The sequence below is a fragment of the Hominiventricola sp. genome, assembly GCF_057604405.1.
Genome location: NZ_DBLYVB010000010.1, coordinates 1 through 13,525, shown reverse-complemented (window position 1 = coordinate 13,525; position 13,525 = coordinate 1). Strand labels below are relative to the sequence as shown.

The following is a 13,525-nucleotide window of genomic DNA, read 5'->3' as shown; positions in this document are numbered from 1 at the left end:
AATGATTAACTCTCCTTTTCCAGAAGTTTGCGTCCCATCAGCACACCCATGGCAGAAGCCATCATCAGTCCTCTGGTCCATCCGGAAGAATCTCCCAGACAGTGCAGTCCCTGAATATTGGTGTTCAGGTTCGTATCCATCTTTACTTTATTGGAATAGAATTTCAGCTCCGGACTGTACAGCAGGGTCTCGCCGCTGGCAAATCCCGGAACAACCTCATCCAGCATCCGGATAAACTCGATGATATTGGTCATGGCACGGTAAGGCATAGCTGCCGTGATATCACCTGCTACCGCATCTTTCAGGGTCGGGCGCACATTGGACTGAGCCAGCTCCTTCGGCCAGGTTCTTTTTCCATCCAGTATATCACCATATCGCTGTACCAGGATATGACCTGCACCAAGCATATTAGTCAGCTCTCCTACCTTCTGCGCATAGGCAATCGGCTGATTAAACGGCTCTGTAAAGTTATGGCTTACAAGAATGGACAGGTTGGTGTTCTCACTCTTCAAGTCTTTGAAGCTGTGTCCGTTTACAACAGCCAGGTTATTGTCGTAGTTCTCCTGTGCTACAAATCCGCCCGGATTCTGACAGAAAGTACGCACTTTATTCTTCCACGGCTTCGGATAACCAATGAGTTTTCCTTCGTAAAGTACCTTGTTGATCATCTCCATGACCTCGTTGCGGCACTCGACACGGACACCGATATCAACGGTCCCCGGCTTATGGGCAATTCCATTCTCCTCGCAGACTTTTTCCAACCAGTCAGCGCCTCTTCTTCCGGTAGCAATAATGACATTGTCAGCGTAGATTTCCTCACTGCCTGCCTTATCTTCCAGACGAACGCCCTGACAGACATCCTCTTTGAGAATAATATTGTCACACTCCGTGTTAAAACGCATCTCCACGCCTTTTTCCTGCAGATAATTCTGGATATTCAGATACAGCTGCTGAGCTTTCTCCGTTCCCAGATGACGGATCGGGCAGTTTACCAGCTGAAGGCCTGCACGGATGGCACGTTTACGGATTTCTTTGATCTCCTCGCCCTCATATACGCCTTCCACATGCTCGTCAGCGCCAAACTCCAGATAGATCGTATCTGTATAATCAATGAGTTCCTGCGCAAATTCAGAACCGATCAGATTCGGCAGTTCTCCTCCTACCTCGCAGGAAAGGCTTAACTTTCCATCAGAAAATGCACCTGCTCCGGAAAATCCGGTAGTGATCATGCAGTTCGGCTTGCAATTCATACATTTTCCGGTCTCTGCTTTCGGGCAGTGACGTTTGTCCACCGGTTTTCCCTTTTCCACCATAAGGATTTTCTTATCTGATCCGTTTCGTACCAGTTCCAGTGCGGTAAAAATACCAGCCGGTCCTGCTCCGATAATTACTACGTCATATTTCATAAAATCTTCTCCTGTATTTCACATATTTTCGAATGGACTTCCGTCCTTAGTATAGCATATCCTGATCTGTTTGCAAAACGGAATTTCTTTATTTCCCCGCCTCCAGCATGCTCTCCGCAAATCCCCCATAACCTTTTGTGGGGTCATTGACAAACACATGGGTCACGGCTCCGATGAGCCGTCCATTTTGGAGAATCGGAGAACCAGACATTCCCTGTACGATTCCACCGGTCAATTCCAACAATTCCGGATCCGTCACTTTTAAAATCATACCTTTGTTGACGTCGGATTCATTGATACGGATTTCCTGGATCTGAACTGCATACTCTTCCATTTCTCCAGAGACAGCACTCCTGATCACTGCAGGTCCCGTCTTAATCTCCTGCCGGAAGGCAACCTCCACCGGTTCCTCTGAAAATTTTCTTACCAGGGTACCGTTCATCTGTCCAAATACCCCGACTTTTGTATTTTTCAGGATGGTTCCTTCGCGATACCTCTCTGCATAAGTAATCATACCGCTCACTTCCCCCGGTGTTCCTCTTCTTCCCTTCTCGATCCTTAAAATTTCCGTATCGTAAAGGCTCCCTCCGGAAATTGTCAGTAATTCCCCTGTATCACTGTCCGTGATACCATGTCCCAAAGCTCCAAACTGATCATCCTGTGTCATATAAGTCAAGGTTCCAATCCCCTGGATATCATCTTTTACCCAGATCCCCAGTTTATACTCCTGATCTTCTGACTTCACTGCCTGTAGCCGCACCTGAATTTCCTCCTTATTTCGGCGGAGTTTCAAAATCATGATGTCGCTCCTGTTTGCCTGCACACAGGCAATCAGTTCTTCTTTATCTGTAATTTTTCTACCATTCACTGCCAGAATATAATCCCCCGGATAAACCACCTGTTCTGCCGGCTCATAGAAGAGTCCATCGGATGCTTCTATTTTATCTGTTCCTACCACATAAACACCCTGTGTTTCCAGATAAAGACCTACGGGAATTCCTCCTGGAATCACCCGCTGCCGTTTCACTACCCGGACCGAGACTTCTTTTACTCCCAGATACAGCGTCTGATTCTCGTCTTCACTGACTCGAATCTGATCCGGCACCTGTGTTTTCATATACCAATATCCGTAGATTCCTAATGCTGCTACCGCTGAAAGCAGTGCAATCCACAGGGATATTCGGTAAAATTTAAGACGATTCATGCAGCCACACCTTTCTCATGTTCTCACATTAGTGTCTGCATAAAACCGTCTCTTTTTCCTGTCAAATATTTCCTTTATATTGAACCGCCAGCCGTTTCATTTCTCTGGCATTGTCGAGCACCGCGTCAGTAATCTCCGCGCCGCCTAGAATTCTTGCCAGCTCCATGGGAACTTCCTCCTCGGTCAGTCTCCGGATTCTGGTCTGGGTTTCCCCATTTACCGCCTGTTTTTCAATACAATAATGACTGTCAGCCATGGCTGCCAGCTGGGCCAGATGGGTGATACAGATGACCTGCCTGCTCCTGCCAATAAGAGCCAGTTTCTCCGATACTCTCTGGGCGGTTCTACCACTGATTCCCGTATCAATCTCATCAAAAATCACCGTATCAATGGAATCCTGATCTGCCAGCACCGTCTTGATAGCCAGCATGACTCTCGATAATTCACCACCGGATGCTATTTTGCCAAGAGGCTTCACAGGCTCACCCGGATTAGTGGATATCAGGAACTCCACATCATCCCAGCCGTCTGCTCCCGGATTTTCTCCTTCTTCCACACGTATTCCAAACCGTACATCCAGGAAGTTCAGCTCTGACAATTCCTTCTGCATCCGCTGTTCCAGCACCTTTGCAGCTGCCGCACGGATCTCATGTGTTTTTTTACATTGTCCCTTTAACTGCTGCTCTGACTTTTCGTATTCCCTCTGAAGCACATCTCTCCGCTGTTCCAGATGTACCAACAGATCCAGCCGTTCCTGCTGCTGTTCCGCATAACTTTGAATCTCCTTCAAAGTGGAGCCGTACTTCGATTTCAGATGATTGACCAAATTCAGACGTTCTTCCGTCTCTATAAAATCCTGTTCTGAGAAATCCAGGTCTTCCATATAATCATCCAGTTCCCGGCTAAAATCCGCCAGCATACTGTCGATCTGCTGCAGCTGCTCGGATAAGGATTCCAGTGCCTCATCGAAATGGGTGATGCCGCTTAATTCTCTGCAGGATCTTCCTGTCAGATCGGATGCGGATGTCTCCTCCCCTACGCAAAGAGTCCGTACGGTTCCCAGCACTTCCATGATGCGGCGGCTGTTCACCATTTTCCTGTAATCCTGCTCCAGACGCTCATCCTCGCCGTCCTGAAGCCTTGCTTCTTCAATTTCATTTAATTCGAATTCCAATAATGACTGTTCCCTCAGCCGTTCTGCTTCATCCATACAGATGTCCTGCAGTTCCTCCTGCAGTTTTCTGCATTGCTGATAGTATTCTTTTAATTCTTTCAAAACCGGATCCAACTGCTCATGGGCATAGGAATCCAAAATTTCCAGATGTTTCCGTTTGCTGAGTAATGACTGATGTTCATGCTGCCCATGAATATCGATGAGCATACCGGACACTTCTCTTAATACCGCCGTGCTCACAGTCTCCCCATTGAGTCTGCAGATACTTCTGCTGCCGGAAATCTTCCGGGACAAAATAATCTGATCATCCTCCATAGGAATGTCCAATTCTCTTAATTTTTTCCGGATCTCCGGACGGTCCGTGGCAAAGACAAGCTCCACCAACGCATAATCCGCATCTTCCCGTACCATTTCCCTGGAAACTTTTCCTCCCAGTGCCATGGTCATAGAACCAATGAGAATGGATTTTCCTGCTCCGGTCTCTCCTGTCAGTATATTCAGCCCTTCTGTAAAATCAATCTCGGTCTCCCGGATCAGGGCAAGATTTTTCACATGCAGATGCAGCAGCATTTGCTTCCCTCCTTATGACTGACCCTCCACAATTTTCTTCAGTTCCCCCATTACTGCAGCAGTATCTGCCTGGGTCCGGATGACACACATCACGGTGTCGTCTCCTGCCACGCAGCCGAGGATCTCCTTCCAGTCAATGTTGTCAAGGGCAGTTGCCAGTGCCATAGCCATGCCAGACACGGTCTTGATCACCAGAATATTCTGTGCGGCGTCCATGGAAACAAATGCTTCCCTGAGAATTCCCACATATTTTTCTGACATCTGATGATTCTGTCCAGTGAGCAGTGCATATTTCTGTCTGCCATTTCTGCCCGGCACTTTGGAAAGCTTCAATTTCCGAATATCACGGGACACGGTGGCCTGCGTCACCTGAAAGCCGGCTGCCCGCAGTCGGTCTGCCAGTTCATCCTGGGTCTCAATATCATACTGTTCAATCAGTTCTATGATCTTCTCATGTCTTTTCTCTTTCACAGCGCCTCACCCTTGTCCTTTTTTATCTGCGGCTCAGCTTATCCCTCAATACTTCCAGAAAGCTGATCTGATTAATCTTTAAAATCGGCGTCACTTCACCGGATCTTACTATCTCCACATAGTCACCGGTCTTCAATTCCACACTGGTATCTCCGTCAAAAGTAACGCATGCCTGATCCGGTCCTCCCCGTCTTCCCTCTCCGATCTGAATCCGGATCCGGTCATCGCCGGAAAAGACAATGCTTCTGGAATTCAGTGTATGGGGGCAGATGGGTGTCAGCACCAGCATGGATGCTGTTGGAGAAATAATCGGTCCGCCAGCCGACAGGCTGTAACCGGTAGAGCCCGTAGGTGTGGAGACGATCATACCATCTGCCGTAAAGGAATTCAGATACTGATCATTGACATAAACGTCATAATTGACCACTCGAAGGCTGCCGCTTCGATCCAGTACGATGTCATTGAGTGCCAGATCTTTCGCCACATCCTGTCCATCTACATGAACGGTTCCTTCCAGCATCATCCGATTTTCCACAGAGTAAGAGCCCTCGATCAGTCGATCCAGTGCACTATACACATTCTGTTCCTCGATCTCGGCCAGATATCCCAGATGTCCAAGATTGATGCCCAGAAACGGGATATTTCTTCCTGCCAGATCCCTGGCAGCTCTGAGAAGCGTTCCGTCTCCCCCCAACACCAGAATACCGTCCACGTCTTTTCCCACTTCCGGATCGTAGGCTTTCTCTTCTCTGTCTGCATTTCCTCCACCATTGCGGATGAGACAGTTCTGTCCATGTTCCGTCAGATACTCCGCAATCTCTGAAGCCAGGCGGAGGCACTCTGCTTTCCCACTGTTCGCAATAATATAAAATGTTTTCATCGGTACGTCTATAATGCCTGATGCGCCTGCTCCACAATATCTTTCGGATCTACCTGAGCATGGTCGCAGACGGTTCCTTCCTCATAGTTCTTTAAATGAACCAGATATTCAATATTTCCTTCCGGCCCTTTAATCGGTGAAAACTCCAGATTTAAAATCTGGAAACCAATGCCTGCCGCATAGTCCAGAATTTTCTCTACTACTTCCAGATGAACCGCCTTGTCGCGAACCACACCTTTTTTTCCTACCTGCTCACGCCCCGCCTCAAACTGCGGTTTGATAAGCGCCACAATCTCGCCGTCCGGTGTGAGCAGCTCTTTTACCGGTTCCAATACTTTAGTCAGAGAAATAAATGCCACGTCAATTGATGCAAACTCTATCGGATCTGCAATCTGATCTCTGGTCACATAGCGGATATTGGTCTTTTCCATGCAAATCACTCGCTCATCCTGACGCAGTTTCCATGCCAGCTGTCCGTTTCCCACATCCACCGCATAAACTTTCACTGCACCGTTCTGCAGCATGCAATCCGTAAATCCGCCAGTAGAGGAGCCGACATCCATGCAGATCTTTCCTTCCAATGTCACATCAAAATGGGTCATGGCTTTCTCAAGCTTCAGTCCGCCGCGGCTCACATATTTTAACGGAGAACCTTTCACTTCAATCACTACCTTCTCTGAAAAAGAAGTCCCTGCTTTATCTTCTCTCTGTCCGTCTACAAATACATTTCCGGACATAATAATGGCTTTTGCTTTTTCACGGGACTCTGCCAGTCCCCGCTCTACCATAAGCACATCCAGCCTTGTTTTCATGCTCTGTCATCCTCCTTCGGACAGGCAGCGTAACGGCTGACAATCCGCTTCGTTACCGATTCTGCATCAATTCCCACTTCTTCATACAGCAATGCCACATTGCCATGCTCCACGTACTCATCCGGCAGTGCAATGGTCAGAAGATGCACCGGAATCTCATGATCCTCTACAAAATCACGGACTTTCTCACCGTAACCGCCGCTTCTTACATTTTCTTCCATCGTCACAAGTAATCTGTGTTCTTTGGAAAGTTCTTTGATAATCTCTGTATCAATTGGTTTTACAAATCTGGCGTTCACAAGACTGCAGTTATATCCCATGTCTTTCAGCTTATGACGTACTTCCTCCGCCGTCTTTACCATGCTGCCTACCGCCAGAATCGCAATATCCTCCTCTTCATAGAGGAATTCGCTCTTACCATATTCAATGGGTTTCCGGAAATCCTTCAATCCATCATAAGCCTCACCCCGCGGATAACGAAGCGCAATCGGACCGTCAAATTCCACGGCAAATTTCAGCATATCTGACAATTCCCACTTATTCTTCGGGGCCATAATGTGCATATTCGGAATACTGGACAGATAAGACAGGTCAAAGATTCCCTGATGAGTCTCTCCATCACTTCCTACCAAACCTGCACGGTCAATGGCAAATACCACCGGCAGATTCTGAATGCAGACATCATGAAGTACCTGATCGTAAGCCCTCTGCAGAAATGAAGAATAAACCGCAAAGATCGGCCGCATACCGCCTGCTGCCAATCCGGCTGCAAAGGTTACTGCATGTTCTTCTGCAATTCCCACATCAAAAAAGCGCTCTGGGTAAATATTTTTAAAACGTTTTAATCCGGTACCATCCGGCATAGCTGCCGTAATGGCCACAACATTTTTATTTCTCTGACCCAGCTTCACCATACAGGTAGAAAATACATCCTGATAGTTGGCTTTCTTTCTCTTCTTGCTGGGAAGTCCTGTCTCAATATCAAAGGGTTCTGCCCCGTGGAATCGGGACGGATGGCGTTCTGCCGGAAGGTATCCTTTTCCCTTTTTGGTCAGTACATGCACCAGAACTGCACCTTTGACTTTTTTCGCTTTCTTCAGTACTTCCTGAAGTTTTCCGATATCATGACCGTCCACCGGTCCTAAATAGGTGACACCCATGTCCTCGAAGAACATACCCGGAATGAACAGCTGCTTAATACCGCTCTTTGTTTTCTTTAACTGATTTGCCAGATGAGTACCGCCCGGAATCCGGTTCAGAGACTGCTCCACACCTGTCTTAAAATTTGTATAGGCTTCGTTGGTTCTAAGTCCATTCAGATATTCTGACACACCGCCCACATTCTCAGCAATGGACATGTTGTTGTCATTCAGAATAATAATAAAATTCTTCTTCAGCCTGGAAGCATTATTCAGCGCCTCATATGCCATTCCTCCAGTCAGTGCGCCGTCACCAATCACAGAAATCACATGCTCATCACCGCCGCGGAGATCCCGTGCCGCCACCAGACCAATTCCCGCGGAAATGGAAGTAGAACTATGTCCCGTGTCAAAACTGTCACAGTCGCTTTCCTTTCTTTTGGGAAATCCACTCATGCCGCCATATTTACGGAGTTCATCAAAACCAGCTTTTCGTCCAGTCAAAAGCTTATGGGTATAAGACTGATGTCCCACGTCCCATACTACCTTATCCTTCGGAAAATCAAAGCAAAGATGAAGCGCCATGGTAAGCTCCACCACCCCCAGATTGGAAGCCAGATGCCCCCCCGTCTGACTGATCTTTGTAATCAGAAACTGACGGATTTCCTCGGCAAGCGTATCATATTCCTCCGGCGGGATTTTCTTGATATCATTGACCTGATTAATCTTCTCCAGCACCATAATTCATAACCTCTACTTTTCCCTGTATACCAATGCCTTTATCAATTCGGTAAGAAATTCATTCTCATAAGGAAGTTCTGCCAGACGCTTAAGTCCCCGGTCAGAAATCTCCTCCACATCTTTTGTTGCCTGTTCCAGCCCTTTTAATGTTACATAAGTAGTCTTCTCATTCCGCTCATCACTGTGAATCGGTTTGCCTAAGGTCTCCAGCGTACTGGTTTCATCCAGAATATCGTCGCGGATCTGGAATGCAAGTCCTACATCGGAAGCAATCTGCTCAATGACAGCAACTTCCTCTTCTGTTGCCCCTGCCAGTACAGCTCCTACCATCATGGAAGCTTCCAGAAGAGCTCCAGTCTTCAGTTCGTAAATAAAATCAAGGGTTTCCTGATCAACAGCTTTTCCAGTTGATTGTACATCCACCACCTGTCCGCCGATCATTCCGTAAATACCAGCCTTGCGGCCAAGAATTTTCAGTGCTTTTGCAACCCGCTCTGCATCCTCTCCGCAGTCAAAAGCGGTCATAGCCGTCTCAAAGGCGTAGTTCAGAAGTCCGTCACCCGCCAGTACGCCCATGGCATGTCCGTATTTTGCATGGGTTGTCAGTTTTCCTCTACGATACTGGTCATTATCCATGGCCGGAAGATCATCATGCACCAGAGAATAGGTGTGTACCATCTCAATAGCTGCCATCAACGGCTGAATCACTCTTCCGGTACCGCCAAACATCCGATAGGTCTCATGCATCAGCAATGGGCGAAGCCGTTTTCCTCCGGCTGTCACACTGTAATTCATGGCCTCCATAATTTCTTTCTGATTTCCGGTTTCTTCCGGAAGGAAGCTTTTTACAACTCCTTCCGTCCACTGTATTCTATTTGCAAGTTCCTCAGGAAAATTCATGGGTATGTCCCTCCTCGTCAATCTGAAGCATCTGCTTCTCTACATGGTCAATATTTTCATTACATTTCTGCAATAGCTTCATTCCCTGCTCATAAAGCCGAAAAGATTCTTCCAGAGAAACCTCCCCTTCCTGAAGTTTCTGTAATAACTGCTCTATCTGGTCAAAAGCTGTCTCCAGACGGAATGGTTCCATCTGTCCTGCTTCTTTATTTGCCATATTCCGTCCACTCCTTTACTTCTGCCTGAATGGTTCCATCTGTTACATGAATCAACAACAGATCGGAAGGTGCTACCTGAGATACACTGCGAAGCGCTTTTCCATCTGATGCTTCTGTATACGAATATCCCTGCTGCAATTTCTTCAGCGGGGACACTCCATCTAACCGTTCCGCATACAATGCTATTTTATGCTTCCGGTCTGTAAGCTTCTGATCCATGGAACGTTTCAGACGTTCCTCCAGATCAGCTGCATATTGTTTTTTTTCTCTGAGCTGATACTCAGGGCTTGCCTGTAACAGCCTCAGCTTCAAGTATTCTGCCCTTTGTCTGTCATTATGAATCTTTTGCTCCAGCCGATCCGCCAACTGATTCCGGTATAGTTCCAGTCCACTCATCAATTGCCAGTAATCTGTCACCGCCAGTTCTGCCGCTGCTGACGGAGTTGGCGCCCGTAAATCTGCCACATAATCCGCAATGGTGGTATCCGTCTCATGTCCTACCGCAGAGATAATCGGCGTCCGGCATTCAAAAATAGCTCTCGCCACTTTTTCCTCATTGAATGCCCACAGATCTTCCATGGAACCGCCTCCGCGGCCTGCAATGATTACATCCACGCCATACTGATCCAATGTACGGATTCCCCGGACGATGCTGTCCGCTGCCTGTTCTCCCTGCACCAGTGCCGGATAGAGCACCAACTGCACATAAGGATTTCTGCGCCTGGAAATATTCATAATATCCCGGATGGCTGCTCCGGTAGGAGCCGTCACAATGCCGATGGTTCTGCTGTAAAATGGAATGGGCTGCTTAAACTCCTGGGCAAACATTCCCATCTCTTCCAGGTCCTTTTTCAGCAGCTCAAACTGACGGTAAAGATCTCCCTCTCCGTCCGGCATAATCTCTCTGGCATACAGCTGATATCTGCCATCACGCTCATAGACACTGACACTACCCAGGACAATGACTTTCTGTCCTTCCTGCATCCGAAAGGCAAGACCGCTTCTCCGGTCTCCTGCAAACATGACGCAGGCAATGGCACCACTCTCATCCTTCAAGGAAAAATAAATGTGCCCGGATGTATGATACTTGCAATTGGACACCTCACCCTTCACATAAATCCGGTTCAGCATAAAATCCTGGGTAAACATATTTTTAATATACCGGTTGACCTGAGCCACCGAATATACATTTTTTGCCATGCTGTTTTACTTTCCGGCCACGTGTGCCAGTACTCCGTTTACAAATGCCGGAGACTCGTCTCCGCCATATTTTTTCGCCAGTTCCACTGCCTCGTTGATGGCTACTTTCTCCGGAATGTCCTCATCAAATTTCATTTCATAGACAGCCAGGCGGAGAACCGTTAAGTCCACTCTGCTCATTCTGGATGTTTTCCATGTTTTGGATGCCTCATTCAAGATTCCGTCAATTTCTTCTATCCGTTCTAAAATCTTCTTATATTTACCAATGATATACTCCTCATCCTTTTCAGAAAGGGGTTCCACCTCTTTCATCTCATCCACATACATACTAACCTGCTCATCCATCTCTTCCGGTGTATTGAACTCCACACGGAACAGCAGTGCAAAAATCTGTTCTCTCTGCTCTCTTCTTTTCATTTATATCCTCCATGACATAAGGGACCGCCGCGGAATATGGTTTCCCCGCAGCAGTCCCTTTTTTTCAAAAGTTCTCCTATTCCAGCTCTACGCCGGCTACGCGAACATTTACCTCAGACACTTCCATGCCGGTCATACTCTCGATGGCTGATTTTACTTTATCCTGAACTGCACCAGACACTGCAAGGATATTCGCCTCAAACTTCAGATTCAGTGCAAGATCCACCTTCACATCTGTATCAGTCACTTCTACCTTTACGCCCTTGGACAAAGATTTCATGCCCATCTTTGCTACCAGTTCATTCTTAATATTACCGGCCATGGATGCAACACCCTTGACTTCGGTAGCTGCCATTCCTGCAATAATCGCTACAACCTCATCTGCGATCTGCACTGCGCCCTTCTCACTGTCCTCCTGGAGAACATGTGTGGCTCTGTCTAATTTTTCCATACCGATACCTCCTGCATCTATTCTACCCTGTGCATCTTCGTACCTGCACAGTCCCGCTTATTAACAAGTATACCAAAACTTACCCTCTTTGAAAAGGGGAAATTATCGTCCGAACTCGGATAATTCCAGTCCCGGATTCCGGTCCAGAGTCATGCCGATACTCCAGCTGTTGACCCACAGAAGAAGCGGACGACCCTTCAGATCCTTGATCTTCTTCATATCAGAAGTACCGCTGATCTTATCCAGATCAATCTCCTGATTCTCAATCCAGCGAATATGCTCATAGGGCAGATTTTCCAGACGAATTTCTACATTATATTCGTTATTCAGGCGATATTTTAGTACATCAAACTGCAGTACACCAACCACACCGACGATAATCTCTTCCATACCAGTGTTGTATTCCTGGAAAATCTGGATGGCACCTTCCTGGGCAATCTGTTCAATTCCTTTGACGAACTGCTTTCTCTTCATAGTATCCACCTGACGAACACGTGCAAAATGTTCCGGGGCGAAGGTCGGAATACCTTCATACTGAATCTTGCGGCTGGACATACAAACGGTATCTCCAATGGAGAAAATACCCGGGTCGAAGAGTCCGATAATATCACCTGCATAGGCTTCTTCCACAATCTTACGATCCTGTGCCATCATCTGCTGCGGTTGAGACAAACGGATCTTCTTACCTTCCTGTACATGGAGCACTTCCATACCAGCCTCAAATTTTCCAGAGCAGATACGCATGAATGCGATACGGTCTCTGTGTGCCTTGTTCATATTTGCCTGGATTTTGAAAATAAATCCAGAAAATCCTTCTTCTACCGGGTCAATGAGTCCCACATCTGCTTTTCTCGGCAAAGGTGGAGTGGTCATCTTCAGGAAATGTTTCAGAAAAATCTCCACTCCAAAATTGGTCAGTGCGGAACCGAAGAATACCGGAGAAAGCTCTCCTTTGTCTACCAGTTCCTGATCAAACTCTGCACTTGCACCATCCAGAAGATCAATCTCGTCTGCCAGCTGGTCTCTCTGTCCCGGAAGCAGTACACTTTCTGCTTCATCCAGAGTCAGCACCTGATCCTCTCCCTCTTTGGTGCCCTTCTCCGTATCGGAGAATACATGGATCTTCTCAGTGGCACGATCATAAACACCTTTAAATTCTTTACCGGAACCAATGGGCCAGTTAATGGGACAGGTTGCAATACCAAGCTCTTTCTCGATATCATCCAGCAGTTCAAAGGTATCCATGGCATCGCGGTCCATTTTATTAATAAAAGTAAAGATCGGGATATGTCTCATGACACAGACTTTGAACAGTTTTCTGGTCTGGGCCTCAACACCCTTAGATCCATCAATGACCATAACCGCAGAGTCTGCAGCCATCAAGGTACGATAAGTATCCTCGGAGAAATCCTGATGTCCCGGGGTATCCAGAATATTAATGCAGTAATTGTCATAGTTAAACTGCAATACCGAAGAGGTAACGGAAATACCTCTCTCCTTCTCAATTTCCATCCAGTCGGAGACTGCATGTCTCGCAGTTGCTTTTCCTTTTACAGAACCTGCCAGGTTGATGGCTCCTCCATATAAAAGGAACTTCTCTGTCAGTGTTGTTTTACCCGCATCCGGGTGGGAGATAATTGCAAATGTTCTCCGCTTCTCTATCTCTTTACGTAAATCTGCCACGTATCATTCCTCCTGCTTGCCGGACTTTCTATCTTTCCAGCTATTGAATCCTCTGTCAATGCATAATCCATATTAGTATAGAGCAGGGGCGAATGAGTGTCAAGTAGTATCTTATGCACAAAAAAGACCATCACTTTCGTGATGGTCTCTGTCGTGTACCTTCAAAACTGCATACAGTCAATACTTTTTCTTTCCAAAACCTTACACCTAAACCTCTTGGTTAAGCCCTCGACCTATTAGTAACAGTCAGCTTCACGCA

Annotated in this window: 13 protein-coding genes; all 13 read right to left on the bottom strand. The window is 47.0% G+C overall.

What is annotated here, in order from left to right:
* Nucleotides 1-5 precede the first annotated feature (5 nt).
* The 13 genes from ACZMB2_RS07805 to ACZMB2_RS07745 all read right to left on the bottom strand — a co-directional run bounded on the left by ACZMB2_RS07805 (nucleotide 6) and on the right by ACZMB2_RS07745 (nucleotide 13,266).
* Complete coding sequence (locus ACZMB2_RS07805) at nucleotides 6-1,406, bottom strand: NAD(P)/FAD-dependent oxidoreductase (RefSeq protein ID WP_487596287.1); 1,401 nt, start codon at nucleotides 1,404-1,406, stop codon at nucleotides 6-8.
* 88 nt (nucleotides 1,407-1,494) lie between these two features.
* A complete protein-coding gene (gene spoIVB / locus ACZMB2_RS07800; RefSeq protein WP_487596286.1) occupies nucleotides 1,495-2,610 on the bottom strand; it encodes a SpoIVB peptidase in 1,116 nt (371 codons plus the stop codon).
* Nucleotides 2,611-2,671: 61 nt separating this feature from the next.
* Nucleotides 2,672-4,354: a DNA repair protein RecN gene (gene recN, locus ACZMB2_RS07795; protein ID WP_487596285.1), complete on the bottom strand. Its 1,683-nt coding sequence runs from the start codon at nucleotides 4,352-4,354 to the stop codon at nucleotides 2,672-2,674.
* A gap of 12 nt (nucleotides 4,355-4,366) precedes the next feature.
* Nucleotides 4,367-4,825 (bottom strand): arginine repressor, encoded by a 459-nt coding sequence (argR, locus tag ACZMB2_RS07790; RefSeq protein WP_487596284.1) that lies wholly within the window; start codon nucleotides 4,823-4,825, stop codon nucleotides 4,367-4,369.
* 22 nt (nucleotides 4,826-4,847) lie between these two features.
* Nucleotides 4,848-5,705, bottom strand: a complete 858-nt coding sequence (locus tag ACZMB2_RS07785; RefSeq protein ID WP_487596283.1) for an NAD(+)/NADH kinase — start codon at nucleotides 5,703-5,705, stop codon at nucleotides 4,848-4,850.
* Nucleotides 5,706-5,713: 8 nt separating this feature from the next.
* Complete coding sequence (locus ACZMB2_RS07780) at nucleotides 5,714-6,517, bottom strand: TlyA family RNA methyltransferase (protein WP_487596282.1); 804 nt, start codon at nucleotides 6,515-6,517, stop codon at nucleotides 5,714-5,716.
* The gene (gene dxs / locus ACZMB2_RS07775) at nucleotides 6,514-8,397 is read right to left on the bottom strand and encodes a 1-deoxy-D-xylulose-5-phosphate synthase (RefSeq protein WP_487596281.1); all 1,884 of its coding nucleotides are present in this window, start codon (nucleotides 8,395-8,397) and stop codon (nucleotides 6,514-6,516) included. Before dxs ends, ACZMB2_RS07780 begins: the two co-directional genes overlap by 4 nt.
* A 12-nt stretch (nucleotides 8,398-8,409) precedes the next feature.
* The gene (locus ACZMB2_RS07770) at nucleotides 8,410-9,297 is read right to left on the bottom strand and encodes a polyprenyl synthetase family protein (protein WP_487596280.1); all 888 of its coding nucleotides are present in this window, start codon (nucleotides 9,295-9,297) and stop codon (nucleotides 8,410-8,412) included.
* On the bottom strand, nucleotides 9,284-9,514 hold the full coding sequence (gene xseB, locus ACZMB2_RS07765) for an exodeoxyribonuclease VII small subunit (protein WP_487596279.1): 231 nt from the start codon (nucleotides 9,512-9,514) through the stop codon (nucleotides 9,284-9,286). The genes ACZMB2_RS07770 and xseB overlap by 14 nt, the downstream gene beginning before the upstream one ends.
* Nucleotides 9,504-10,715 (bottom strand): exodeoxyribonuclease VII large subunit, encoded by a 1,212-nt coding sequence (xseA, locus tag ACZMB2_RS07760; RefSeq protein ID WP_487596278.1) that lies wholly within the window; start codon nucleotides 10,713-10,715, stop codon nucleotides 9,504-9,506. Before xseA ends, xseB begins: the two co-directional genes overlap by 11 nt.
* Before the next feature lie 6 nt (nucleotides 10,716-10,721).
* Nucleotides 10,722-11,132, bottom strand: a complete 411-nt coding sequence (nusB, locus tag ACZMB2_RS07755) for a transcription antitermination factor NusB (protein WP_487596277.1) — start codon at nucleotides 11,130-11,132, stop codon at nucleotides 10,722-10,724.
* A gap of 76 nt (nucleotides 11,133-11,208) precedes the next feature.
* A complete protein-coding gene (locus ACZMB2_RS07750; RefSeq protein ID WP_487596276.1) occupies nucleotides 11,209-11,583 on the bottom strand; it encodes an Asp23/Gls24 family envelope stress response protein in 375 nt (124 codons plus the stop codon).
* A 102-nt stretch (nucleotides 11,584-11,685) separates the two neighbouring features.
* Nucleotides 11,686-13,266 (bottom strand): peptide chain release factor 3, encoded by a 1,581-nt coding sequence (locus tag ACZMB2_RS07745; RefSeq protein WP_487596275.1) that lies wholly within the window; start codon nucleotides 13,264-13,266, stop codon nucleotides 11,686-11,688.
* Nucleotides 13,267-13,525: the final 259 nt, after the last annotated feature.